Annotated in this window: 20 protein-coding genes and 1 pseudogene; 14 read left to right on the top strand and 7 right to left on the bottom strand. The window is 69.3% G+C overall.

Annotation, left to right across the window (positions count from 1 at the left end; genetic code table 11):
* Nucleotides 1-40 precede the first annotated feature (40 nt).
* A complete protein-coding gene (locus PKF00_RS04005; RefSeq protein WP_271215948.1) occupies nucleotides 41-412 on the top strand; it encodes a DUF5997 family protein in 372 nt (123 codons plus the stop codon).
* 244 nt (nucleotides 413-656) lie between these two features.
* Here the strand turns inward: PKF00_RS04005 and PKF00_RS04010 are convergent, their stop codons facing one another.
* A complete protein-coding gene (locus PKF00_RS04010; RefSeq protein WP_271215949.1) occupies nucleotides 657-1,112 on the bottom strand; it encodes a hypothetical protein in 456 nt (151 codons plus the stop codon).
* Nucleotides 1,113-1,448: 336 nt separating this feature from the next.
* Between PKF00_RS04010 and PKF00_RS04015 the strand changes: the two genes are divergently transcribed.
* Entirely contained in the window at nucleotides 1,449-2,294 is an 846-nt protein-coding gene (locus tag PKF00_RS04015; RefSeq protein ID WP_271215950.1) for a hypothetical protein, read from the top strand.
* Between the two features lie 337 nt (nucleotides 2,295-2,631).
* Here PKF00_RS04015 and PKF00_RS04020 read toward each other — a convergent pair whose 3' ends face one another.
* The 3 genes from PKF00_RS04020 to PKF00_RS04030 form a co-directional block, all read right to left on the bottom strand.
* On the bottom strand, nucleotides 2,632-3,201 hold the full coding sequence (locus tag PKF00_RS04020; protein WP_271215951.1) for a hypothetical protein: 570 nt from the start codon (nucleotides 3,199-3,201) through the stop codon (nucleotides 2,632-2,634).
* A 122-nt stretch (nucleotides 3,202-3,323) separates the two neighbouring features.
* A complete protein-coding gene (locus tag PKF00_RS04025) occupies nucleotides 3,324-3,992 on the bottom strand; it encodes an alpha/beta hydrolase (protein WP_271215952.1) in 669 nt (222 codons plus the stop codon).
* Nucleotides 3,993-4,176: 184 nt separating this feature from the next.
* Nucleotides 4,177-5,088, bottom strand: a complete 912-nt coding sequence (locus PKF00_RS04030; protein ID WP_271215953.1) for an SDR family NAD(P)-dependent oxidoreductase — start codon at nucleotides 5,086-5,088, stop codon at nucleotides 4,177-4,179.
* A 60-nt stretch (nucleotides 5,089-5,148) separates the two neighbouring features.
* Between PKF00_RS04030 and PKF00_RS04035 the strand changes: the two genes are divergently transcribed.
* Entirely contained in the window at nucleotides 5,149-6,126 is a 978-nt protein-coding gene (locus tag PKF00_RS04035; RefSeq protein ID WP_271215954.1) for an AraC family transcriptional regulator, read from the top strand.
* 132 nt (nucleotides 6,127-6,258) lie between these two features.
* On the opposite strand, the gene ku is transcribed toward PKF00_RS04035, so the two are convergent.
* Nucleotides 6,259-6,903, bottom strand: coding sequence for a non-homologous end joining protein Ku (gene ku / locus PKF00_RS04040; RefSeq protein ID WP_271215955.1), 645 nt, complete (start codon nucleotides 6,901-6,903; stop codon nucleotides 6,259-6,261).
* Nucleotides 6,904-7,386: 483 nt separating this feature from the next.
* On the opposite strand from ku, the gene PKF00_RS04045 reads away from it, so the two are divergent.
* The 11 genes and pseudogenes from PKF00_RS04045 to PKF00_RS04095 form a co-directional block, all read left to right on the top strand.
* Nucleotides 7,387-8,328, top strand: coding sequence for an ATP-binding protein (locus PKF00_RS04045; protein ID WP_271215956.1), 942 nt, complete (start codon nucleotides 7,387-7,389; stop codon nucleotides 8,326-8,328).
* Nucleotides 8,325-8,837 (top strand): hypothetical protein, encoded by a 513-nt coding sequence (locus PKF00_RS04050; RefSeq protein ID WP_271215957.1) that lies wholly within the window; start codon nucleotides 8,325-8,327, stop codon nucleotides 8,835-8,837. The genes PKF00_RS04045 and PKF00_RS04050 overlap by 4 nt, the downstream gene beginning before the upstream one ends.
* Before the next feature lie 186 nt (nucleotides 8,838-9,023).
* Nucleotides 9,024-9,503 carry a single-stranded DNA-binding protein gene (locus tag PKF00_RS04055; protein ID WP_271215958.1) on the top strand — a complete coding sequence of 160 codons (480 nt, stop codon included), beginning with the start codon at nucleotides 9,024-9,026 and terminating at the stop codon, nucleotides 9,501-9,503.
* A gap of 262 nt (nucleotides 9,504-9,765) precedes the next feature.
* Nucleotides 9,766-10,791 (top strand): recombinase RecA, encoded by a 1,026-nt coding sequence (gene recA / locus PKF00_RS04060; protein WP_271215959.1) that lies wholly within the window; start codon nucleotides 9,766-9,768, stop codon nucleotides 10,789-10,791.
* Between the two features lie 547 nt (nucleotides 10,792-11,338).
* Nucleotides 11,339-12,394, top strand: coding sequence for a hypothetical protein (locus PKF00_RS04065; RefSeq protein ID WP_271215960.1), 1,056 nt, complete (start codon nucleotides 11,339-11,341; stop codon nucleotides 12,392-12,394).
* Nucleotides 12,391-13,572: an exonuclease SbcCD subunit D gene (locus tag PKF00_RS04070; protein ID WP_271215961.1), complete on the top strand. Its 1,182-nt coding sequence runs from the start codon at nucleotides 12,391-12,393 to the stop codon at nucleotides 13,570-13,572. Before PKF00_RS04065 ends, PKF00_RS04070 begins: the two co-directional genes overlap by 4 nt.
* A 158-nt stretch (nucleotides 13,573-13,730) precedes the next feature.
* Nucleotides 13,731-16,163, top strand: a complete 2,433-nt coding sequence (locus PKF00_RS04075; RefSeq protein WP_271215962.1) for an AAA family ATPase — start codon at nucleotides 13,731-13,733, stop codon at nucleotides 16,161-16,163.
* A gap of 231 nt (nucleotides 16,164-16,394) precedes the next feature.
* On the top strand, nucleotides 16,395-17,933 hold the full coding sequence (locus PKF00_RS04080) for an MDR family MFS transporter (protein ID WP_271215963.1): 1,539 nt from the start codon (nucleotides 16,395-16,397) through the stop codon (nucleotides 17,931-17,933).
* A gap of 204 nt (nucleotides 17,934-18,137) precedes the next feature.
* Nucleotides 18,138-18,533, top strand: coding sequence for a hypothetical protein (locus PKF00_RS04085; RefSeq protein ID WP_271215964.1), 396 nt, complete (start codon nucleotides 18,138-18,140; stop codon nucleotides 18,531-18,533).
* Nucleotides 18,534-18,554: 21 nt separating this feature from the next.
* Nucleotides 18,555-19,145, top strand: coding sequence for a hypothetical protein (locus PKF00_RS04090; protein WP_271215965.1), 591 nt, complete (start codon nucleotides 18,555-18,557; stop codon nucleotides 19,143-19,145).
* A gap of 227 nt (nucleotides 19,146-19,372) precedes the next feature.
* Nucleotides 19,373-20,416: pseudogene (locus PKF00_RS04095) on the top strand (BTAD domain-containing putative transcriptional regulator); the annotation flags it as partial.
* Between the two features lie 2,016 nt (nucleotides 20,417-22,432).
* Here PKF00_RS04095 and PKF00_RS04100 read toward each other — a convergent pair.
* On the bottom strand, nucleotides 22,433-23,269 hold the full coding sequence (locus PKF00_RS04100; RefSeq protein WP_271215966.1) for an ABC transporter permease: 837 nt from the start codon (nucleotides 23,267-23,269) through the stop codon (nucleotides 22,433-22,435).
* Entirely contained in the window at nucleotides 23,266-24,291 is a 1,026-nt protein-coding gene (locus PKF00_RS04105; protein ID WP_271215967.1) for an ATP-binding cassette domain-containing protein, read from the bottom strand. The genes PKF00_RS04100 and PKF00_RS04105 overlap by 4 nt, the downstream gene beginning before the upstream one ends.
* Between the last annotated feature and the right edge of the window lie 75 nt (nucleotides 24,292-24,366).

The following is a 24,366-nucleotide window of genomic DNA, read 5'->3' on the forward strand; positions in this document are numbered from 1 at the left end:
ATGTCAAGGGAACCTGTTCCGGCTGACTACTCTTGACGCCATGACCTCGCCCAAACCGAAGACCACCCAGACAATGAAGCCTGCGACCGCGGCCAAGAAGCTGGGTGTCCCCCTCTCGGCCACTCCCGCCGAGTTCCAGGAGGGTGTCGTCTCCAGGGACGAGCTGAACGAGTTGCAGTCGACGCCACCCGCCTGGCTCGCTGACCTGCGCCGCAACGGCCCGCACACCAAGCAGGTCATCGCCGCGAAGCTCAAGGTCTCCGTCGCCGGCCTGCTCAGAAACGGGATCACCGAACCGCTCACCACCGCTGAGATCGAGGCGCTGAAAGCGGAGAACCCGGAGTGGCTGGAGCGTGAGCAGTCCCTCCAGGTCGAGGTCCGCAAGGAAGCACTCCGCCTCAAGCAACGCTAGACAGCTGAGATCTCAAGCAACGCTAGACGGCTGAGATCCTGCACGTTTCGGACCCCAGACGCGTCTCCAGGCTGCCGCCACCGCCTCGCTGAGTGACTGTCCGGGTGACAACGCCCTGGACGAGGGCCAGTCCGGTTGCGTCCACGGGCGTGGCACCTCTCTGTGTCAAGTGGTCGAGAACAGGGAGGTGTCCCGGTCGCGGCGCATGGTGCGGTAGACGATGTCGGCCAGGCGGATCAGGCGGTCAGGTGTCGTATGAGCCGTCCCAGGGTTCGTGGAAGCCGAGGGTGTCCGGGTAGAGCTCGGCGTGTTCGGTGCCTTCGAAGGTCTCGATGACGAGGCCGAACAGCACGCCGTCGAACTCGTGCCGGAAGGGCCGGATGGCGATGTCGCCGTAACAGCGGCCAGGGAGGGCGTCGAGCCACTGCTTCAGCAGGTCCTGGGCGGCGTCGACGGACGCCCGGTGGTGGACTTCGGTTCCGGTGCGCTCGATGCGAGAGCCGAGGTGATGGCCGGCGGTGTCGAAGGTGTGCAGGACGGCGTGCCAGTGTTTGTGGGCCGGCCAGTCGTCGGTGTGGGTGTAGCCCCTGGGGAAGACGGCGACGACGGAGCCGAGGAACTGCCCGCCGTCCCAATGGCCGATCGTGTCGGTGCGGTAGTCGGGCTCGTAGCCGATGGGGATGATCTTCGGGACCGTCATGCGCTGGAGAGTAGCCACCCGGTACGACAACACCTCGGCGCTGCTCCTGCTCTGCTGGCGGAAGTGCTGACACCGTCCCCGGACGAAGGCGGACGCTCACAGAATAGGCAGTCGTCTGCGGATCTCACGCTTGAGGCTGGAAGCCTCCGGCGGAGCTGGGAGTTGTCCGGCAGACCGGGAAACATCGGTCGATCCGGTGGAAGGCCCGCCCGTACCCCGTACAGGGTGGCCCTGTGCTCCGGCATGCCGGCGAACGTCGACCGGCCCGCGTCGTGCACGCTCTTGGCGAGCCGGGTGCGAGTGGCGTGAGACGCCGTCGTACAAGACTCTGAGCTTATGAGCGACGACGTTCACCCGGGTCACCACTGGCGCTCCTTGTACGAGAGCATCCTCGACCATGAGGGCGATGGGCTGACCGGCGTGCTGTTGCGGTGGCTGGAGGAGCATCCGGCGCATGTGGCGGAGGTGCGGGAGGCGGGCAGGCCGGAAAGTCACCTGATCCCGTTGGGGAGATCTCATGAGGGGGGCTACAGCCCACTGGAGCGGTTGTACGCCGTGAGCCGCATCCTCGACCTGCTCACCCTGAACCACCAGAATCCCCAGGACGGTTCGGCGGCGATTCCGGACGAGGCTTATCCGCCGGTCGGCGTCTATCCCGTCTTCTGTGAGGCGCTGGGCGCGGATCGTATCGGCAGGCGGGCGTTCCACCCGTTCTTCCACGAGATCGTCGAGGTACGGCAGGCCGGCGACCCCGACAGGCCTCCCTCGATCATTGAGGAACGCTGGCCTGGTTACCTGATGGGCTCGATGCTGCTGAAGCGGGCCGGGGTGGTCGTCACCGCCGGGGCGCGACACCTGGCCTCGGGGGTCGCCGACCGCTCCACCCTGTACTGGACCTTCTGGCGCCGCTCACGATCCACCCATGACCTTTCGCACGGCTGGGGGCACAACTCGCAGTGGTCGACCGATTTCCGCCGTGACTACCTGGTCGACGGCCGGTTGCACTACAACGTGGACAAGGCCCTGGACCCGGATGACAGGGGGTGGGGAGAAGACGAGAAGGGCCTCGGCCCGGCGTCGATGATCGAGCTTGTCCGATACCGGTGCGGCACCGTCGCCGACCACGGGGACGACCTCTTCCCCTACGACGATCACCACGTCGAGCCGGCCCCCGCGGGCTGACTCGGTGTAAAGGTGTCGGGGACGGATGGACTGCCGAAGGCGGTCGGGAAGATCAGTCCATGCTCGGTCCACTCCTGTCCGGCCTGAAGGCGTTCCCTGTTGTGCGCACCCCTGGGCCGTTGAGCGCGTCGACCGGTTCGGGAGTCAGGCGCATTCACTCATGACCGACCCGAGCCGCGGGTCAACCGGCCTACGAGATTCCCAGGCTGACAGCGGGTTCGAGTCCCGTCACCCGATCCAAAGCCAAAGGTCCAGGCCAGGGGTACATCCCAACCCCGGGCTTGATCGTTTCCGCGGGGTTTCTTCGTTCGACCGGTCGGCAGGAGACGGCCGGACCTCAGAAGGCGCTCACCGGGTGGTCGGGCTCGAGCGGTCGCCCGGTCCCGGGGTCCAGCACGACCACCTGCCCACCCCAGATCTTCCGATCATCGCCCGGCCTGTCGTCCAGGCGCACGTGCGAGGGATCGACCCAGGTCACCACAGGCAGGCCGTCAGCGTGTTCGGAGCTGAAGCGCTCCACCAAGGGCCACTCGCGCGTCAGCAGGCCGTCGTTCTTGCGGACCACGAGCGCCCAGTCGGGGATGATCCAGTCGTCGTACAGGACACGCGTCTCCAGCCCGCTGCCGGTCGGGCCGGGGATCTGGGCGTACACCTGCCAGTTGTTCACGTAGGTGACCAACCCCGCCGTCGTCCAGATCATCGCAAGCGCGACGGCGGGCCCGCGGGGCCCTCCCCCGAAGACGATCGCCCCGGAGACGATGATCAGGCTCGCGGCCAGGGTGCCCAGCAGGACCGGCCGGTCGAGGACCGCGTAGTGCCCGACGGCGCCGACCAGGGCGCTCGCCACCGCGAGGACCGCCAGGAGAAAGAGGACACCGGCGGTCCGTGTGCGTAGGTGCGAACTCATGGCGGCACGCTACGGACCGGGACTTGTGATCCACTGGGAGTGGAGGAAGGCGAACAGCCGGTGCATCCCGCGCCGGGTCGGTGTGGCCGGCAGTCGATGTCCGTTCCCGCCTGCGAAGGCTCTCAGGACGACCGTACGATCTCGTCGATGAGGGCGGCCAGCCGGCGTGGCTGGGACAGGAACGGAGAGTGACCGCTGGCGAGCCGGCGGATCTCGGCGGCTTGGGCTGCCATCCGCTCCTGCAGTGTGGGAGGGATGGCCCTGTCCTGCTCTGTGATGACGTAGGTGGACGGGATGCTCCGCCAGGCGGCTACGGAGACCTTCTCCGCGAACGATCGAACGGTCTGGTTGACCAGCTCGCTCACCGCCTGCTCGGCCTCCGCGTCGGGCAGATCGCCGTAGAGCGAGGTACGCGGTTCGTTGATGAGCGGGAACAGGCCGTCTGTGTCCTCGGGGTCGGGGACGCCGTGGATGGTGTACATCGACTGTCCCCTGTCCGGCATGTAGGCGGCGAGGTAGATCAGCCGATCGACATTGTCCGCTCCGGCGGCGGCCTCGGTGATCGGGATGCCTCCGTAGGAGTGGCCGAGCAGCACGACCGGTCCTGCGATCGACGCCAGTTCCGCAGCCAGCACGGCGGCATCGTCATGCATGCCCGCGGTGGGATGTTCGCCGGCGCTCGAGAGCGCCGGCGTGTGCGTGCCATGGCCGAGCGCGTGCAACTCGGCCTCGAGCTTCGCCCAACTGCTCGGCCGGTGCCAGGCGCCGTGGACGAGCATCACGGTAGTCATGAATGGTGCTCCAAGATTCTCATGCGATATTGCGGCATATCGGACATGGTGACGCTCCTGTGTCTGTCAACCTGCCGCCGGAGAAGCCCGATGGCCGTCGGCGAACTCGTACTCGATGCGAGCGGACTCCGCCCCAGGAGTTTCTCCCGACAGCGGTCCGGCCGCGCCGGTGACGAGGCTCCGGTCAGCGGTCCGCTGTCGCGGTGAGCGCGTAGTCCCAGAGACGGTCGGCGGCGGCCGGGTCCACCGACCAGGCCGCGACGCCTGCGGTCGCGCCCGGGCCGCCCGGCACCACCTCGGCCTCCTGGTTGTCCGAGGAGAAGAACCGGCCCGTCACGCCGTCCAGCAGCGGGGACCCGGCGAGCAGCGCCGAGGTGGCGGCGCCCTGCTCCGGGGTCTTGTAGTAGTCGGGGGTCACCAGGTTCCCCTCGTCGTCCATCGCGCCCGCTGCCCGCATGGTGTCCTCGTCAAGGTGCCGCTGCAGGTTGGTGTGGATGTAACCGGGCTCGAGCGCGTTCGCGGTGATTCCGTCGGCGGCCCAGCGCCGGGCGGTGCCGACCGCGAGCAGCACGTCGGCCGTCTTCGACTGCGCGTACGCGACCCACGGGTCGTACGGGCGGCGCTCGAAGTGCGGATCGTCGAAGTCGAACGGCGCCAGCAGCTGAGCGCCGGAGCTCACCATGACCACCCGCGCGTCGCCGGCCTGCCTCAGGTTCTCCCGCAGGCCGGTGATCAGTGCGAAATGTCCGAGAAAGTTGGTCGCCACCTGCAGCTCCCAGCCGTTGGCGGCGACCTGGCGGGTGGGCAACGCCATGATCCCGGCGTTCGCCACGATCGCGTGCACCGGCCCGATCCAGTCGGCCGCGAACGCACGCACCGAGCCGAGATCGCTCAGGTCCAAGGCTCGCCGGCCGTCCGCGGGGTTGCGGGTCGCGACGGCGACCTCGGCTCCCGCGGCCCGCAGCGCCCGGACGGTCTCCAAGCCGATCCCCGAGGCTCCGCCGGTGACGATGATCCGCCGCCCGGTGAGGTCGACACCGGCGAGGATCTCGGCGGCCGTGGTCTCGGCGTTGAACGGGGTGCTCATGCGTGTCATGACCGCAACGGTAAAGACCGGACGTTGGACGCGGAATGGCTCAGGGTCCAACATAGTTGAGTGAGCGTCCAGCAAGCCGATCCTCTTGAAGACGTCCTCGCCCTCCTCGGCACGACCAGCCGCCTGTCCGTCAGGCTGGTGGCCGGTGGCGAGTGGGCGGTGTCGTACGAGCCGCCGCCGGCGGTCAAGTTCGTCGCGGTGCGCCGCGGCCACTGCCTGCTCACCGTCGACGGCGTACCGGAGCCGATCGAGCTGGCCGAGGGCGACTGCTTCCTGCTCACCCAGCCATGCGCATACGCCATGGCCAGTGGTCCAGGGATGCGGCCGGTCCCGGCAGGACCGGTCTTCGCGGCGGCGGCCGACGGCGTGGCCCGGGTGGGGACCGGCGAGGACGCGGTCTTCATCGGCGGCCGGTTCGACTTCGGCGAGCGAGCCCGCGAACTGCTGCTCGACGTGCTGCCGCCGGTGATCCACGTGCCCGGCCGCACCGCCGAGGCCGCGACCGTACGCTGGGCGCTCGAGCAGATCGACGCCGAGCTGCGCGACCGGTCGCTCGCCTCGACGCTGGTCACCGAGCATCTCGCCCTGGTCATGCTGATCCATCTGCTGCGCCTGCACCTGGCCGTCGCCGGGCCGGGCGCGGCGTCCGGCTGGATGGCCGGGCTCAGCGACCCGATCGTGGCCCCGGCGCTACGGGCCATGCACGCCCGTCCGGCCCACGCCTGGACGGTGGCGGAGCTGGCCGAGGCCGCGGCGGTGTCCCGGTCGACACTCGCCGCCCGCTTCAGGCGAACCGTCGGGCAGAGCCCGCTGGGCTACCTGACCGGCTGGCGGATCGAGCTGGCGACCGACCGCCTGCGCCGCGGCGACGACACGGTGGCGATGATCGCCCGCAAGGTCGGTTACGGCTCGGAGAGCGCACTGAGCAACGCGTTCAAGCGGGTCACCGGCGCGTCCCCGCGCGAGTACCGCCGCCGGACCAGAACGGCGGGCGGCGGTCGGATCGTGCACGGAGCCGGGTTCGGCCTTGGCGCGTAGGGGCCCTACGGCGAAGTCTCCCAGGAAACATCAACTGGATGAGCGCGGTGACGGAGGCGGAGAGGCTTCCCGCCCGAGAGCACTTGGGGCGCGTGTGAGGGCGAGCGCGCATTCCGTGATGTGCCGCAGGGCTTACCGGTGGTCGTCATGGACCTCGTCCAGATCGAAGCCCACCGAGAGGATGTCCATGAGGTGCATGGCCATCTTCAGTTCCTCCGGCCGTACGGTGATGTCACCCCTGGGGGCGATGCCGGTTGGGCGGCGGACCTCTCCAGGCCGGCTCATGGTCTGCAGGACGAGGAGGTCGTCGTGGACACGGAGCACTGCCAGGGATTCGCGGGCACCGAGGGTGACCCTGGTGACGGCGACCTGTCCGGATTCCCGCAGCGCATCCCGGAACAGGACGTACCACTGGTCGGTGATCGGGTCTGTTCTTCCAACGTAGTAGGCCTGCCCTAACAACATCAGGTCGATGCTGCCCTCGTCGACGGAGGCCAGCACGTTGATCCGCTTCTTGCCCGGTAGGGGCAGGCCGGCCGGGGCCTTGTCGCCCAGGACGGTCTTCCGGTCGTCGGGGTGCCGGTAGCCCTTCGTCGCTTTTCGACGCTCGATCTCCCGGTCCTCTTTCTTGCGCCACCGTTTGCGGCGCACCGATGAACCGTCCTTGGCGTGGACCTGGTGCGGGTCGAGATCGCCGTGCTCCTCGGTGATCTCATAGAGGGCTACCGGGATATCGATGCTGCCGAAGGAAATGGCGCCTTTCCAGATGGCCTTCATTTCTTCCCCTTTCACAGGCTATCCCGCAGGGGGCACGGTGACAGCCGACGGCCGCGGGGCGGCTCTCGGCACCGACTGACCGTCACTCGGGACGGCCGCATCGTCCAGGGCGGGATCCGGCGATGACGACGGAGAACGTGGGCACGCCGACGCCGGCGTTCCTCCTCTTCACAGGTGGTTGAACGGACGCCTGAGAGGGGCCAGGAGCAGGCAAGGTGGCCCGCTGTGGCAGCCGTACGGCGGCATGCCGCGCCGCTCGCAGCCGGTCCATCTCGTTCTAGGCCCCGCTACCAAGAGGCAAGCTTTCGGCAAAAGGGTTTGATTCCCTGCTTCGTCTGTGCCTAGCGTGAGGTTCAGGCATTTCGAATAAACATTCGAACAAGGCGACGGCCGTCGGGATGCATGTTCTGCCGGGCAGGACCGTGTTCCGTCCCTCCCCAGGCCCATCTCGAACCGCCGTCCAAGACGCCAGGGGAGCACGGCGTGAATCACTTTACCTTCACCACCGCCACCAAGGAGCAGGCCAAGGCCCGCATCGCGCTCATCGGGCCCACCGGATCGGGTAAGACCTACACCGCCCTGCTCGCCGCCACCGGACTCGGCGGGCGGATCGCCCTCGTCGACACCGAGCACGGCAGCGCTGCCAAGTACGCCGACGAGTTCGCCTTCGACACCCTCCCGCTCACCGTGTTCCGGCCCACCACGCTCGTCGACGTGCTCGCGGTAGCCGCCCACGACGGCTACGACGTCATGATCGTCGACTCCCTGAGCCACTTTTGGTCCGGCGCAGGCGGGATGCTGGAGCAGGTCGACGACGCGGCCAAGCGCGTCGGGGCGGGTGGCAGCTTCGCCGGCTGGAAGGAGGCCCGCCCCCAGGAGCGGGCGATGATCGACGCCCTGCTCGCCTATCCCGGCCACCTCATCGTCACCATGCGCACCAAGACCGAGTACGTCGTCGAGGCCGACGAACGCGGGCGCAAAGTGCCGCGCAAGGTCGGGCTCAAGCCCGAGCAGCGCGAGGGCATCGAGTACGAGTTCGACATCGTCGGCGACCTCGACCAGGAGAACACCCTGGTGATCTCCAAGTCCCGGGCGAAGCCGCTGTCCGGGATGGTGTTCCACAAGCCGGGCCTGGAGTTCGCCGAGGCCGTCCTCGGCTGGCTCGAGGCCGGCAAGCCGGCTAGGTCGGTGCACGATTACGTCACGGCGGCCATGGCCTCGGACGCCACCCCCGACGGGCTGCGCGGCCTGTACGAGCAGGCCCGCCGACACAATCTGCTCGGTGCCGCCGTCCTGGACAGCGACGGAGAGACCCACACGCTTGGCGAGCTGATCGTGCGCCACGGCACCGCGGCACGGAACCGGGCCACCCAGGAGGTCGCATCGGTGGCCGGGATCAAGCGGAAGAAGGGTGAGGTGGTGTGAACCTCAAGGACAGCGCCACCCGGGTCGCCGTGCTTCGGGTGCTGCGCGACATCGTGGACGCCGCGTACGAGGCCGAGCGCCGTACGGTGCTCGACGGGTTGCGCGCGGCCCGCGCCGAGTTCGCCGTCAAGTCGATCCGGACGACCCTGCCAGACCACACGCCCATCGCCACCATCACGCTCATCGACCCGCAGCCGGCGGTCGTGGTCGCCGACGAGGACGCCTTCACCGCCTGGGTGGTCGCGAACCACCCCAGCGAGGTGGAGACACTCATCCGGGTGCGCCCCGCCTGGCAGCGGGCATTCCTCACCCACCTCGTCGCCCGCGACCCGGTCGCCGACCCGCACACCGGCGAGGTGATTCCGGGGCTGACGGCGGTTCCGGCCTCCGCGCCGCGGTCGTTCAGCCTCCGGCTGCTGCCCGGCGGGCCGGAGGAGATCACCCAGGCCTGGCGCAGCGGCCGGCTCGACCTGCGCCAACTGCTCGCCCTCGACGGCGGCGAGGCGTGATGACCACCGTCACCACCTACTCCGACCGAGCCGCGCTCGCCACTGTGCGGTTCCCGGCCTCCCAGGCCGGTCACCTCGACTGCGGCGGCTGGACGTTCGAGGACGACTCGCCGACCCGGCTTCAGGCCGCCCGTCGAACTCGAACAGGCATGGGTGAGGAATCACCCATCGCACGAGAGGAAGCCCATGGCTGATGAAACCGTCATCACCGTCGTCGGCAACCTGACCGACGACCCCGAACTGCGCTTCAGCTCCAGCGGAGTCGCGGTCGCGCACTTCACCGTCGCGTCCACGTCCCGCGTGTACGACCGGGAGGCCAAGGAGTGGCGGGACGCCGGGACGCTGTTCCTGCGCTGCTCGGTCTGGCGGCAGGAGGCGGAGCACGTCGCACAGTCCCTGCCGCGCGGCGCGCGCGTCATCGTCCAGGGGCGACTGCGCCAACGAACATACGAGACCAAGGAAGGCGAGCGCCGCACCGTGGTCGAGTGTGAGGTCGACGAGATCGGTCCCTCGCTGCGGTTCGCCTCCGCGCGCATCATCGAGGCCCCGCGTGCGAGCGTCCGCGCCCGTGCCTACGCCGGCGCCAAACCGTCCGCCGACGACCTGTTCGCCCAGCACGACGAGGGCGGGCCGCATGCCCCCCGGAGGAGTGAGGAGCCCTTCTGATCGTCAGAGCACTGCACAAAGGCTGATCGACATGATCATCTCGGTGTCAACGGACCTCCCGGCGGCCTGGACACCGCAGGTGGCCCTCGGTCCGCTCCACATCCGCCGCCATCCCGAACACCAGGTCGACCCGGCCCGTCCGGACGCTCCTCGAGACGCCTCCGGGGAATCCCAGGGGGCGCGGCGTCCCGCCACCGACCCGGAGCCCGACGGCGCGCCGCGGTGGCAACGACACGCACAGCATCCCACCCAAGGTGGACCCATGAGAGAACAGGACCGCGAGGGGGCGCTCGAGCTCGCCCTCGCTCAGATCGAAAAACGCTTCGGCAAGGGCTCGATCATGCGCCTGGGCGACGACCCGAGGGCCCCGACCGAGGTGATCCCGACCGGGTCGATCGCCCTGGACCTCGCCCTTGGCGTCGGCGGGCTGCCCCGGGGGCGGGTGGTGGAGATCTACGGCCCGGAGTCCTCGGGCAAGACCACGATCGCCCTGCACGCGCTGGCCAACGCCCAGCGGACCGGCGGCACGGTGGCTTTCATCGACGCCGAGTACGGCCTGGACACCGAGTACGCCAGGCGGCTGGGTGTGGACACCGACGCCCTGCTGATCTGCCAGCCCGACGACGGCGAGCAGGCCCTGCAGATCGCAGACACCCTCATCCGCTCCGCCGCTCTCGACCTCATCGCCATCGACTCCGTCGCCGCCCTGGTGCCGCGCGCGGAGATCGAGGGCGAGATGGGCGATTCCCACGTGGGCCTGCAGGCGAGACTGATGAGCCAGGCGCTGCGGAAGATCACCGGCGCGCTGAGCCAGTCGAGAACCACCGCGATCTTCATCAACCAGCTCCGTGAGAAGATCGGCACGCCGTTCCCGGAGGTCACCCCCGGCGGCCGGGCGCTGAAGTTCTACGCCGCGGTGCGCCTGGACGTCCGCCGGATCGAGACGCTCAAGAACGGCACCGAGCCTGTCGGCAACCGCACCCGCGTCAAGGTGGCCAAGAACAAGATCGCTCCGCCGTTCAAGCAGGCCGAGTTCGACATTCTCTACGGGATCGGCATCTCACGAGAGGGCGGCCTGATCGACATGGGCGTCGAGCACGGCTTCATCCGCAAGTCCGGCGCCTGGTACACCTACCAGGGCGACCAGCTCAGCCAGGGCAGGGAGAACACCCGCACCTTCCTCAGAGACCACCCCGACCTCACCGACGAGATCGAGAAGAAGATCAAGGAGAAGTTGGGCATCGGGCCGAATCTGAGTATCACCCCCGCTACGCCGGCCGAACGCTGATCCGGTGACCGTCGCCCATCGAGCAACTGACGGCACTGAACCGTCCGGGACCACCGCAGGCCGTCCGCCGCGGATCACTCGCAACGGCGACCACAAGCGGCCCACACCGTTACATCGCACCAGCCGTGTGTTTCCGACCGGGAGACGGGATTGATATGGAGGGACAGCCGTTGCCACTGAAATCTCTCCTGCAGAGGCGGAGAACCGCGCGCCGTGCCGATTCGGTCGAGTCCGCGGCACGGGTGACGACGTCATCTGCGGTCCACGTCATGCCGGTGGAGTCCTGACGGATGAGCAGGTCGAGGCATGCGGGGTTCCGAAACCACCCCAAGCCATGGGGAGAAGGCCGACAGACTCGCACAACGACCCACAGACGAGACGGTCACGGTAAGGGGAACGTCCTCACACCAGGCGATGGTCCGTCGCAAGACCTGTTGCGACACCCGTCGGGCAGACGGACTCCTGAACGCCACATCAGCCAGCAGAAGACCAGCACACGCGCACACGCCGTACCTCAGCAACGTTCTCGGATGCCGAGGAGCATCACATGAGCGACACCGCTCGGGCCATTCGCCGCGTCTACCTCGCCTGCGAATTCCTTCCCGCCGACCCCACCGTACGCGGCCTCGTTTCCATCGGCCTCACCGACGACGCCGGCCGCGACTATTACGCCGTCAACAACGACATGGATTTCACCGCCGTGCTCGACGTCCCGTGGATGGTCGACGACGTGTGGCCCTGGCTGCCGCGGTGCACCGCCGACGGCTATCCCTACCTCCTCGACCGCGTCCACCCCGACGTCAAGCTCATCAAGGAGATCCGTGACGAGGTGGCGATGTACTTCGCCTGCGGTCCCCCGGAGACTCACCTGTATGCCGCCTGCGGCGGCCAGCACATCCACCGTCTGCACTCCCTGTGGGACAACCACTGGGAGGTGATGCCGTCAGCGGTGCCGCGCTGGTTCCACGAGCTGTGGTCCCTCGCCGTCCAGGCCGGAAACCCACCACTGCCGGAGCGGCCCCGCAGAGAGCACCACGCGCTCACACACGCCCGCTACTACCGCACCCTGCATGAGCGCCTGCTCACCCTCACCGCCTGCCCACGGTGTGGCGGTGACGGTTTCCGACCCGCTCGTGGCTTTCATCGGACGCCCGCCGGCCGGCAGTGGGCCGCACCCCCGCGGATCGGGTGCGTGGACGAGAGCCCTGCGACTCGCCGGGTGCCGGAAGATCACGGCTACCCCCCGTACCGGCCGGACACGGGAAGTGATCGGTCGACACGTCTCCCCACCCGCCAGATGCACTCCGTCGTCTGCGATGTCTGTGCCTACGTCTACGACGAGGACGGCGACGGCATCCTGGTGTTCGTCGACCCGGAGGAAGCCGTGCGGGACGTGTTACGGCACCACTGGATGTGCCTGACCGACGGACGGGCGATCTGCCCGCGCGACGACGAGGAACACCGAGCCGTGTATGACGAACTGATGCCGCCCGAGCCGGGAGCCGGGGGCGACGAGCGGATCCCGCCCGACGAGGAGATCGACGAGCGGATCCCGCCCGACGAGGAGATCGACGAGCGGATCCCGCCCGACGAGGAGAGATGAAGTTCCTGCACACATCCGACTGGCACGTCGGCAAGGTGCTCAAGGGCCACAGCCGGCTCGACGAGCAGCGGGCGGTCCTGCGCGAGATCGTCCAGGTGGCACAGGAGCACCAGGTCGACGCGGTTCTCGTCGCCAGCGACCTGTACGAGTCGTCCGCCCCGTCGGCAGACGCCCAGCAGCTGGTCGTTCAGGTGCTGCTCGCACTTCGACGCACCGGTGCCGAGGTCATCGCGATCGCCGGCAATCACGACCATGCCGCCACCTTCGACGCCTACCGGCCGCTCATGGCGAGCGCGGGGATCACCTTGGCCGGCAGTGCGCGCGTCGCGGCCGACGGCGGGGTGGTGGAGTTCACCGCGCGCTCGACAAGGGAGCCGGTCATCGTCGCCCTGCTGCCGTTCCTCTCCCCGCGCCACGCGGTGCGTGCTGCCCAGCTGGTCACCAAGACGCCCGGGGAAGCCGCGGCCGGCTATGGCCGGCTGGTGCGGGACCTGCTCGCCGCGCTCACGACCGGCTTCCGCGATGACGCGGTCAACCTCGTGATGTCGCACCTGATGGCGGCCCAGGGAAAGCTTGGCGGGGGCGAGCGGTCCGCCCAGTCGATCGCCGAGTACTGGGTGCCGGATGACGCCTTCCCACCCGACGCGCACTATGTCGCCCTCGGACACCTGCACCGTCGCCAGTCGCTGCCCGCGCCGTGTCCGGTTCACTACTGCGGCAGCCCGATCGCCCTCGATTTCGGGGAGCAAGACAACCCCTCGGTGGTTCTCGTCGTCGAGGCCGAGGTCGGCGCGCTCACCCGCGTTGTCGCCGAGGTGCCGATCAGATCCGGACGGCGGCTGCGCACCGTACGTGGCACCGTTGACGAGCTGACCCAGCGCGCCGACTCGTTCGGCGACGACTACCTGAGGGTCCTGCTGTGTGAACCAGCGCGCGCAGGTCTGCAGCAGGACGTGCGGCGGTTGCTCCCCAACACGCTGGAAGTGCGCGTCGACCCGACGTTCACCGCGTCGGCGGACCCGGTGAACAGTGCCCGGCCGTCCACGCCGGTCGTCGGCGTGGAACGCGGCCCTGACGAGCTGTTCCACGAATACTGCGTCACCCGGAAGCTGGTCGACGAACGGGTCGAAGCGCTGTTCGCCAGGCTCCATGACCAGGTCACCACCGGGAACACCTGACGGCGCAAAGACATCTCAGGAGAGGAAATGGCAGGCCACGCGCTTCTCGACACGATGCGACCAAGCGGTCGCCTCGTCGTGGAGGATGCCGGTCGTGAGGCATCCGTGCGGGATGCCGACAAGGGCGATCAACTCGCTGACACCGGTTGGGAACCTCGATGAGACCGGTGCTGCTGGAGATGAACGGCTTCGCCTCGTTCCGGGAGGCGGCCACGGTGGACCTCCGCGAGGTGGACTACTTCGCGCTCGTCGGCCCAACCGGGGCGGGCAAGTCCACCGTCGTCGACGCGATCACGTTCGCCCTGTACGGATCGGCGCCGCGCTGGGACAACCGGCGCACCATCACGCACGCGCTCGCGCCGACCACCGACCGGGGCACCGTCCGGCTTGTCTTCGACCTCGCCGGACACCGCTACGTCGCCGCCCGGGAGCTGCGTCGAACCGCCCACGGTGGCGTCCACGTGAGGAACGCCAGGCTGGAGCGACTCGCCGCCCCGGGCGCGCTTGGCATGCCGGGCGACGCCGCTGAAGTGCTCGCCTCCGACTCCGAGGTCACACCTGCGGTGGAGAAGCTGTTCGGGCTGTCGTTCGAGCACTTTCTCACCTGTGTGGTGCTGCCGCAGGGGGACTTCGCCGAATTCCTGCATGCGCGACCGGCCAAGCGGCAGGAGATCTTCGTCAAACTGATGGGGCTGGAGGTCTACCCCCGGATCGCGCAGGCGGCGAACGCGGAGGCCGAAGGCGGAAAGCAGCGCGCCGAACTCCTCGCCCGGCAGCTTGAGGAGTTCGGCGATGCGACCGAACGCGCCCAACAGGTGGCCCAAGGCCGAGTGGCCGTGTTGGAGAAGGTCGCCGAGCGGGTCCGTACGGCGCTGCCCGGACTCAGGGAACATGGCTCGGCCGTCACCGAGGCGCGGAAAGCGTGCGAGACGCTGACCGCGGAGCGAGACCGGCTGGGAACGGTTGCCGCGCCGGCTGGACTCGAGGAGCTCGGGAGGCGGGAACGCGAGATCAGAACCGTCGGCGAGCTGGTCGACAAGGAACTCACCGAGGCTGAGGCAGCCGACACAACCGCCCGCGAGCGACTCGCGGCAGCATCGCCCCGAACCCTCCTCGAGCAGACCCGCCGCGACCACACGGAGCTCGACGAAGCGGAGAGAAGGCTGCTCAAGACGCAGGCGCTGCTGCGGCGGCATGCCACAGCGCTCTCTGACGCGACCGCTGCCGGGGAGGAGGCCGAGAGGCTCGCACTGCGGGCGCGACGGACGGAGCAGGGGGCGGCGCGCTTCCACCTCGCGGCAGCGCTGCGACCGCATCTGCGAGACGGCGCGGCGTGCCCGGTATGTGGGCAGCGGGTCACCACGATGCCCGGCCCACTGGTCGCGCCCGACCTCGAAGCGGCCGAGCGAGCACGAGTCCGGGCTGACCGTGAAGTGGAGCGGCTGGGCGACGAGCGGACGAAGATGACCCGGATCGAGCAGCAGGCCACCAGCGAGCTGAACGCGCTCACCGGCCGGATCACCGCCCTGCGTTCCGTCCTCGCCGACGCACCCACCCTGGAACAGGTGACCGCCGCGCTCACCTGTCGGGAGCAGTTGGAAAGGGCGGCCGACGAGGCGGACACAAGGCTGCGGCGCGCGCGAGCCGACAGGGCGAGCACCGAGGAGGCCATGGCGAGCGTCCGCCGGGAGGTGCGGGCGGCCTGGTCGGCGCTTGAGCGCGTTCGTGACCCGCTCGTCGCGCTCGGGGCTCCGACGCTGGACCGTGATGACCTGACCGCGGCGTGGACGGCCCTTGTCTCCTGGGCGGCCGGGGCCGCCGCCGTCCGCGAAAGGGCGCTGTCCGACGCGCACGAAAGACTGGTGAGGGTCCGCGGCGAGCTCTCCGCCGCCGAAGACCGGCTTGCCGACGTGCTCGCCGCCCACGAGGTGAACCCCAACACGGGACGGCCGCTCACCGAGACGGCCGAGCCGGCGGTCGCTGTGGCGCTGGAGGAAGCTCGGCAGGGGGTGCGGCGTCTCATCGAACGACGGGAGCAGGCCGCGAAACTCGACGTACGGCGGCAGGAGGCAGCGCAGACACATCAGGTGGCGAAGACGCTTGGCCACCTCCTGCGCGCGGACGGGTTTCCCCGCTGGCTCGTCGCGACGGCCCTTGACACACTCGTCACGGACGCCTCCGAGACGCTCGCCGAGTTGTCCGGTGGGCAGTTCGGGCTGATCCACGACGACGGGGCCTTTTTCGTCGTCGACCATGCTGACGCGGACAGCCTGCGGCCGGTCAGGACGCTGTCCGGCGGCGAGACCTTCCAGGCCAGCCTCGCCCTCGCCCTGGCGCTTTCGGCACAGCTGCCGACCATGGCCGCGGCCGGCGCCGTCCAACTGGAGTCGATCTTCCTCGATGAGGGGTTCGGCATGCTGGACGAGACGACACTCGAGACGGTCGCCGTCACGCTGGAGGAACTCGTGGCCCACAAGGACAAGATGGTCGGCATCGTCACGCACAGTAGCGCCCTGGCCGAACGGGTGCCGACCCGCTTCACCGTCCACCGGGACCAGCGAACATCCTCGGTACGGCGGGAAGCTCCGTGACCTCGCATGTCGCCGCGGATGAGATGGCGCTCCTCGATCGACACGATTGCGACGTCCGATCCGGCCCGGCCGCCGCTCCCAGATCACCAGGCCAGGGAGCCGATGACCTTGGCGAAGACGTCGGTCGCGGGTGACTCCGCCGCCGGTGAAAACCGGGCGGCATTTCGCGTAACTTGTCGGGATGGTGGGTATAGGTGATGAGTTTTGTCGGTGGCGTAGGTCAGTCTTTGTATGACCACGACTTTTCATGAGACCCGCGGCTGGAACGTCAGCAACGACGAGGTCATGTCCGACAACTCCGATCGAGGTGCCGTGTCCATCGCACAGCTCGACTCATCCGCCAAGTCCTCGACCACCGTTTCAGGTCGCCCTCCGGCCGTGATCCGGCTGCTGGTGCTCGCCACGTTCGTGGTGATCCTCAATGAAACGATCATGATCAACGCGATCCCACGGTTAATGGGCGCGCTGCACATCACCGAGCAGACCGCGCAGTGGCTCTCGACCGCCTTCATGCTGACCATGGCCGCCGTCATCCCGGTCACCGGATGGTTCCTGCAGCGGGTGTCCACCCGCGTCGCGTACACCACCGCGATGGGTCTGTTCCTGCTCGGCACGGCGTTGGCCGCCGCCGCGCCGACGTTCGAGGTGCTGCTGGGCGCCCGCATCATCCAGGCGTCCGGGACGGCGGTGATGATGCCGCTGCTGATGACCACGCTGATGCAGGTGGTGTCCGAGAAGGACCGGGGCAGGGTGATGGGCAACGTCATGCTGGCCATCTCGGTCGCGCCCGCGATGGGCCCGGCGATCTCGGGGGTGATCCTTCAGTTCGGGTCCTGGCGGCTGCTGTTCGTCGTGGTGCTCCCCATCGCCGCCGTGATCACCTGGGGCGGACTTAAGCAGCTCAAGAACGTCGGGGAGCCCCGGTTCAGCACCATCGACTGGTTGAGCGTGGTGACCGCCTCCGCCGGCTTCGGCGGCCTGGTCTACGGACTCAGCCGGTTCGAGGGGGGTGACGTCCGTGTCGCCGCCGCGATCGTGGGGGCTGGCCTGGTGGCCATCGCAGTCTTCGTCTTCCGCCAGCTGTCGTTGCAGAAGCGTGGTACGCCGCTGCTGGACCTGCGTGCCCTGCGCCACCGCACCTACACGGTCGCGCTGATTCTGATGGCGGTGGCCTGCATGGCGATGCTCGGCGCAATGATCCTGCTGCCGCTGTACCTGCAGAACGTCCGCGGGCTCATCCCCCTGGAGGCCGGGCTCCTCATGATGCCGGGCAGTCTCGCGATGGGGCTGCTCGGTCCGACCGTCGGCCGCCTGTTCGACCGGTTCGGCGGCCGGGTTCTGGTCATCCCCGGCGCGATCGGAATCACGCTCGCGCTCGCCGGCTTCACCCAGGTCACGATGACCATGCCGATCTGGCAGCTCCTCGGTCTGCACGCGCTGCTGATGGTGAGTCTGGCCGCGACCTTCACCCCGGTGTTCACCCTCGGGCTCGGAGCGGTTCCGCCGTCGCTCTACTCTCACGGCAGCTCGATCCTGAGCACGCTGCAGCAGGTCTCCTCAGCCATCGGCACCGCGCTCGTGATCACCGTGATGAGCGCGCGAGCCGATGTCCTGAGATCCACGGGGGCCACGGAGGCGCTCGCCAACCTCGACGGCATGCGGCTGGCCTTCGTCGTCAGCGCGGTGCTGTCCGTGGTCGTGATCGTCACCGCCTTGCTTCTGCCGGCCCGGGCGGACAGCGCCGGCAAGTCCGAGGGAGCCGACCGATGAAACCGGCGTCGGCGACGCCGAGCTGCTGACAGCTGTGGATCGGAGCGGCGGCCACCCGCGAGCTGTTCCGATTCCAGGTCAGGAGATTTCGTCGAGAGGAGCGAACATGGAGTCGGGATCGGCCAGCGGCAGCGGGACTCCGACCGGTCGGGCGCCCATTGACTGCGCCTGCCGTTCCGCTCAAACCATTGAGGAAACGGTGGGATGGTGGATCTCTCCCGTTTGGAGCGCCAGCGCTTGGTCGCGGTCACCGCCGCCCTGTTCACCGACGAGTCTGACGTCTCTGAAGTGTTCGAGGTCTGGCTTCATCTGGAATCGGCGACCGTCGAGGTTCGTGTCGCGGCTGATTGGACGCTGCGGATCACACCGGACGAGCCGGGGGAGAGTTACGTGATGCCGGAGTTCGGCAGCCGCGTCGATGTCGTCCGGGCTCCTGACGAGGTTCCGTTCACACGTCATGTCGGTGAACGGCTTGTGCGGGTGATCGAGCGATTCGACGTAGAGGCTTTCGGTCAGTGCATGGAGGCGGAGTTCGTCTTCGGCACGGGGAACGTGGTCGCCTGGAGCTTCGGAGGCGATCTTCATCTGGCCGACCGGTGAGCCCGTGAGACGGAGGACGACATGGCATTCCAGCATTTGACGGAGCACTACGAGGGTCTCCTCCGGGCGTGTTCGGGCTGGTTGTCGGAGGGGCTGGCCTGGACCGCCGTCCTGCCGGTCGACGGCCCGCTGTCGCTGGAGGAGACGGTGTCCCGCCTGCTCGACGGCGAGCGGCCACCGTTGATCGAACTGGAGGACGAGGAGGCGTACGAGGAGGACGCCGTCCTGCTGGGACAGGCGGGGAACGCGACGATGATCGTCCAGACCTTCGGGAAGAACTATGTCTGGGAATCGGATGCTCTCGGCAGGCTCAGTGTGAACGCGCGGGTCTGGCATGTGGCGTGGGAGGTGACGAGGAACTCCCGGCTGATCCACGCCGCGCACGGGCGGGTTCTGGCCGAGGTCCCGCATCTGGACCCCGCCTACGTCATGGGAGACGACCCCACCGCCGTCGAAGCCGAACTGGCGGCCTTGGGATCGGTCGTCGACGCGCCCTGGCCGGCCTCGCAGGCCATGGCCATGGCCATCGTGGAGGGCAGCACCGGCGTGCGCCTGGACCAGGACTGGTTCGAGCGTTCCCATCCGGCCGTCGTCGTCGGCGAGCCCGAGTAGCCGCGCGACACCGGAGGGCCGCGGTCGCAGGGGCCGATGCCGGGCTTGATCCCGGCCGCGTCGGCCTCGACTCATTCGTCGAGATACCCGCGTGGTCCCGCTCCTCGATTGTGACTTGTCCGTAAGCTGAGGTTGTGTCCCCCACACTCGTCTTGCTCGACGGCGTCCGCTGGCAGGGGGCGCGCGTCATCGGCGATCGCGCGCAAGCCCTGCTGGCCGCGCTCGCCATGCACGGGCGGGCGGGGGTCGGCGACGAGCGCCTGATCGAGGAGCTGTGGCCCGACGAGGCTCCGGCCAACCCGGCGAAGGCGCTGCAGGTGGTCGTCTCGCGGACCAGGGCGGCGACCTGTGCCGACGTCGTGGTGCGGATCCCGCGTGGTTACCGGCTCGGGCTGCCCGCCGGTCAGGTGGACGCGCTGCTGCTCGGCGCGCTGGTGGAGCAGGCACGGGCCGCACTGGGCGAGGACGACATGGCGCTCGCGCGTCGCCGCGCCGAAGAGGCCATGGGGCTCGTGGCCGGCGGCCTGGGCGACGCCGCGGGCCCACTCGCCGAGCTGAGGGCCGTCGCGGCGGGGCAGGCGGCCGAGGCGCGACGGGTGGCGGCGATCGCGCGGGGCCGGAGCGGCGCTCACGAGGGCGCGCTGCCGCTGCTGGAGGAGGTCGCGGCGGACCGGCCGCACGACGAGGAACTGCTCGCCTGCCTGCTGCGCAGCGAGGCCGCCGTACGGGGTGTCGCCGCCGCTCTGGAGCGCTACGAGCGGTATCGCACGGGCGTGGTCGCGCGGCTCGGCGCCGAACCAGGGCCTGAGCTCGCCCGTGTGTACGCCGAACTCCTCGTCGCCGATCGGCCGGTACGCGAGGGCATCCTGTTCGACGGTTCCTCGCTGCTCGGCCGCGACGGCGACATCCGCGCGGTGCACGCCCTGTTGCAGACGAACCGGGTGGTCTCCATCGTCGGCCCCGGCGGGCTGGGCAAGACGAGGCTGGCTCATGCCGTCGGCAGGAACGCCGCGCAGCCCGTCGCTCACTTCGTCGAGCTCGTCGGCGTCTCCTCGCCGGAGGGCGTGGTGGGCGAGGTGGGCTCGGCGCTCGGGGTCCGCGACTCGGTCAGCGGGCGTCGTGCCCTGACCGCCGGGCAGCGCTCCGACGTTCGCGCCCGGATCGCCCGGCATCTCGACCAGGCTCCGGTGCTGCTGATCCTGGACAACTGCGAGCACGTGATCGAGGCCGTCGCCGACCTGGTGGCGTTCCTGACCGTGACGACTCGCGACCTGCGGGTGCTCGTCACCTCGCGCGCCCCCTTGTCGATCCCCGCCGAACGCGTCTACCCGCTCGGCGAGCTGCCCGCGGGCGACGCGGTCGAGCTGTTCCGCCAGCGCGCCACGGCCGCCCGCGCGGGTGTGCGGATCGACGAGGGAGTGGTCGAGGAGGTCGTCGCCCGCCTCGACGGGCTGCCGCTCGCGATCGAGCTGGCCGCGGCCAAGGTGCGGGTGATGTCGGTGGAGGAGATCGCGCGGCGCCTGGCGGACCGGTTCGCCCTGCTGCGCGGCGGGAACCGTACGGCCCCCGACCGGCACCAGACGCTGCTCGCGGTCATCGACTGGTCGTGGAATCTGCTGGACGAGCCGGAACGGCGGGCGTTGCGGTGGTTGTCGCTGTTCGGCGACGGTTTCACGCTGGCCGCGGCCGAGCGCGTACTCGGCCCGGACGCCCTGCACGTCGTGGACGTGCTGATCGAGCAGTCGATGTTGAGCGTCCGCGAGACGACGTACGGCCTCCGCTACCGGATGCTGGAGACCGTCAGGGAGTTCGGGCGGATGCGGCTGAAGGAGGCCGGTGAGGAGGCATCCGCTCGGGGGGCGCAGCGGGCCTGGGCGACGGCGTACGCCCTCGAGCACACCTTCGAGATGTTCGGTCCGGCGCAGTTCGCGGCGGTCGACGCGTTGCACGCCGAGGAGAGCAACCTCGCCGATCTGCTTCGGCAGGCTCTCGGCGAGCCCGATCCGGTCACGACGGTCCAGCTGCTGGTCGGCGTCGGCGCGCTGTGGTCGATCCGCGGCGACCACCCCCGGATCCTCGTGCACCGGGACGCGATCATCCAAGTGATCACCGGCTGGACGCCGCCGCCGCACCTCGTCGAGGAGACCAGGGCCGCCGTGCTGATCACGCTCGTGAACACCGTGATCATCACTGATCACCGCAGCGATCCGTTGCGCGACCTCCTCCGTTCGCTGCCCGTCGGTGACACGACGAACTCCCGGGTGGCGGCGATGGCCACGGTGCTGCTCGCGTGCGACGTGGCCGACGGCGCCGACGTGCGCCGCCGGCTGGCGGAGTTGTGCCGGAGCGCCGACCGGGAGGTGGCCCTGGCGGCGACGCATATGAACGTCCACGTCCTGGAGAACGCGGGAGACGTGACCGGGGCGATCGAGGCCGCCGAGCGGACCCTGACGATGCTTCCCGAGGACGAGGGGCCATGGTTCGCCGCGACCATGCACGCCGTGCTGGCCCACCTGGTCATGCAGCTCGGCGACCGCCGACGGGCGGTCGGACACGCGCGGACCGCCATCCCGGTGCTGAGCCGGCTCGGCGCCACCGACGACGAGACCCAGCTCCGTTCGGTACTGCTGATCTCCGCGCTCGCCGACGGCGATCTCGACACCGCCGAGGCCGAGCTCGCCGAGATCACCCGGATCAACGACAGCGAGGCGGTGTTCGCCGGAGGGGCGATCGTCTCGTTGTGCGCGGCCGAGCTCGCTCTCGCCCGCGGCGAGACGGCCGCCGCGCTCGCGGAGTACCGCCTGGCCGTCCAGCGGGTGCGTGACATGCGCCTGCCGGGGGTGCCGCACGCGGAGTTCACACCGTGGACGACCATCGTGATGTCGGTCGCCCTGACGGCGTACGCGTATCACGCCCCGCCGGAAGACGTCCGGTACGGCGAGGAGTTGTTCTCCACCGTCCGGGGCCACGACCTGCTGGCCGCGGAGAACCCGGTCTTCGACTACCCGGTGTGCGGCTCGATGCTCTTCGCGTTCGGCGCCTGGGGGCTGCTGCGCGGAGCCATGGCTCCGCGCGAGGCCATCGGGTTGCTGGTGCTGGCCGAGCGGTTCGCGTACAGCGGCAACATGCCCAGCATGACCTTCGAGCGGATCGAACCGTACGCGGAGCGGGCCGCGCCCGGGGTGATCGACGCCGTGCGGGCAGAGTACGGCGACCGACGCGGCCCCGACCTGCTGGACGAGGCGCGGAGTCTCGTCGCGCGGATCTCCGGCCATGATGGGCGGAGGTCACATGTGCCGCTTGTAGCTGCGCACCGACAGCGGCGCGAAGATCGCGATGACGATCAGGCTCGCCAGGAGCGTCCAGGCCACCTCCCCGCTGACCAGGGCGTTGTTGGCGAGGTCGCGGGCGGCCGTGACCAGGTGTGAGACCGGGTTGACCCGTACGAACGCGGCCAGCGGGTCGGGCATGGTCTCGACGGGGACGAACGCGTTCGACAGGAACGTCAGCGGGAACAGGATCATCATGGAGATGCCCTGTACGGCCTGGGCGCTCCGGGCGATGGTGCCGACCCAGGTGAAGACCCACGCCAGCGACCAGCCCGTGAAGATCGCCAGCAGGATCGCAGCGAGCACGCCGCCCACTCCGCCGCCCGGGCGATAGCCCATCACCAGGCCCATGCCGAAGGTCAGGGTGGCCGCGATCGTGTAGCGCAGCAGGTCGGCCACCATCGGACCGGCGAGCGGCGCGATCCGGGCGATCGGCAACGACTTGAACCGGTCGAAGACGCCCTTCTCCAGGTCCTCGCGGAGTTGGGTGCCCGTGGCCATGCACGTCGTCAGCACGGTCTGGGCGAGGATGCCGGGGATCATCAGGGGGAGGTAGCTCTCCACGTCGCCGGAGATGGCGCCGCCGAAGACGAAGGCGAACATCGCGGTGAACAGGAGCGGCTGCAGCGCCACGTCGAAGAACTGCTCCGGGTTGCGGCGCATCTTCTTGAGCGCCCGCCATGCCATCATCAGGGTTTGGCTGAGGGTCTCCCCCATGGAGACGCGCCGCCGGGCGGCCGCGACGCGGTCGGTGGCATGGAACGTCTCGCGGGTGGGTGCGATCAGGGTGCTCATCGGTTCTCCTCCGTGCCGGTCTTGTCGTCCCCGTCCGTCTCGTGGCCGGTGAGGGCGAGGAACACCTCGTCCAGGCTGGGCTTGGCCACGCTCACCGAGGTGATCGACACTCCGGCGGTGCGCAGCGCGATCAGTACGTCCGCGGCCAGGTCGGCCTGGTCGAGGGCGACGTTGAGGCGGCCCTGCTCCGGGCTGAGGATCGGCTCTGAGCCGAGGACGCGCCGCACGACCTCCACGGCGGCGGGCACCTCGCCCGGCTCGGCGAGCCGCAGTTGGAGGGTGGAGTTGCCGACCGCGGTCTTCAACTCGTCGGGGGTGCCCTCGGCGACCTTGCGGCCGTGGTCGATGACGGCGACGCGATCGGCGAGCTGGTCGGCCTCGTCCAGGTACTGCGTGGTCAGCAGCACCGTGCAACCGTCGGTGACCAGGCCGCGGATGGTGTCCCACATCTGGCCGCGCGTGCGCGGATCGAGACCGGTGGTCGGCTCGTCGAGGAAGATCAGCGGTGGTCTGGTGATCAGGCTGGCCGCCAGGTCGAGGCGCCGGCGCATGCCGCCGGAGAACTGCGCGATCGGTTTGTCGGCGGCCTCCTCCAGGCCGAACTGGCCCAGCAGCTCCGTGGCGATGCTCCGGGCGCGCGGCGCGGCGATGCCCTGCAGGCGACTGAAGAGCCAGAGGTTCTCGCGGGCGGTCAGGTTCTCGTCGACCGACGCGTACTGTCCGGTGACGCCGACCAGCTGTCGGATCACGTGCGGGTTGCCGGCCACGTCGACCCCGAAGATCTCCGCGCGTCCCGCGTCGATCTTCAACAGGGTGGCCAGCATCCGTAGCGTGGTGGTCTTTCCGGCGCCGTTCGGGCCCAAGACGCCGAAGATCTCACCCGGGTGTACCTCCAGGTCGATCCCGTCGACGGCACGGTGCTCGCCGAACGTCTTCACCAGCCCTTCCACACGTACGGCCAGATCGGTGCCCCCGTCGAGGGCCGGGCCGCCCCCGGTACGTCCGAGTTCTGTGATGCTCATGGCTTCACTCTCGGCGGCGCCGGTTTCACGGCGCCCTCGACCGGGTTTCACCGGTTGCCGGGAGCCTCACGGATC

Origin of the sequence: Streptosporangium carneum, from assembly GCF_027922005.1 — a bacterium.
GTDB lineage: Bacteria > Actinomycetota > Actinomycetes > Streptosporangiales > Streptosporangiaceae > Streptosporangium > Streptosporangium carneum.

What these genes read in the sequence shown, in the direction of transcription:
- PKF00_RS04005 (WP_271215948.1), top strand. Translation starts at nt 41, where the DNA reads ATGACCTCGCCCAAACCGAAGACCACCCAGACAATGAAGCCTGCGACC.
- PKF00_RS04010 (WP_271215949.1), bottom strand. Translation starts at nt 1,112, where the DNA reads ATGACGGTCCCGAAGATCATCCCCATCGGCTACGAGCCCGACTACCGC.
- PKF00_RS04015 (WP_271215950.1), top strand. Translation starts at nt 1,449, where the DNA reads ATGAGCGACGACGTTCACCCGGGTCACCACTGGCGCTCCTTGTACGAG.
- PKF00_RS04020 (WP_271215951.1), bottom strand. Translation starts at nt 3,201, where the DNA reads ATGAGTTCGCACCTACGCACACGGACCGCCGGTGTCCTCTTTCTCCTG.
- PKF00_RS04025 (WP_271215952.1), bottom strand. Translation starts at nt 3,992, where the DNA reads ATGACTACCGTGATGCTCGTCCACGGCGCCTGGCACCGGCCGAGCAGT.
- PKF00_RS04030 (WP_271215953.1), bottom strand. Translation starts at nt 5,088, where the DNA reads ATGACACGCATGAGCACCCCGTTCAACGCCGAGACCACGGCCGCCGAG.
- ku (WP_271215955.1), bottom strand. Translation starts at nt 6,903, where the DNA reads ATGAAGGCCATCTGGAAAGGCGCCATTTCCTTCGGCAGCATCGATATC.
- PKF00_RS04055 (WP_271215958.1), top strand. Translation starts at nt 9,024, where the DNA reads ATGGCTGATGAAACCGTCATCACCGTCGTCGGCAACCTGACCGACGAC.
- recA (WP_271215959.1), top strand. Translation starts at nt 9,766, where the DNA reads ATGAGAGAACAGGACCGCGAGGGGGCGCTCGAGCTCGCCCTCGCTCAG.
- PKF00_RS04065 (WP_271215960.1), top strand. Translation starts at nt 11,339, where the DNA reads ATGAGCGACACCGCTCGGGCCATTCGCCGCGTCTACCTCGCCTGCGAA.
- PKF00_RS04070 (WP_271215961.1), top strand. Translation starts at nt 12,391, where the DNA reads ATGAAGTTCCTGCACACATCCGACTGGCACGTCGGCAAGGTGCTCAAG.
- PKF00_RS04075 (WP_271215962.1), top strand. Translation starts at nt 13,731, where the DNA reads ATGAGACCGGTGCTGCTGGAGATGAACGGCTTCGCCTCGTTCCGGGAG.
- PKF00_RS04080 (WP_271215963.1), top strand. Translation starts at nt 16,395, where the DNA reads ATGACCACGACTTTTCATGAGACCCGCGGCTGGAACGTCAGCAACGAC.
- PKF00_RS04085 (WP_271215964.1), top strand. Translation starts at nt 18,138, where the DNA reads ATGGTGGATCTCTCCCGTTTGGAGCGCCAGCGCTTGGTCGCGGTCACC.
- PKF00_RS04090 (WP_271215965.1), top strand. Translation starts at nt 18,555, where the DNA reads ATGGCATTCCAGCATTTGACGGAGCACTACGAGGGTCTCCTCCGGGCG.
- PKF00_RS04100 (WP_271215966.1), bottom strand. Translation starts at nt 23,269, where the DNA reads ATGAGCACCCTGATCGCACCCACCCGCGAGACGTTCCATGCCACCGAC.
- PKF00_RS04105 (WP_271215967.1), bottom strand. Translation starts at nt 24,291, where the DNA reads ATGAGCATCACAGAACTCGGACGTACCGGGGGCGGCCCGGCCCTCGAC.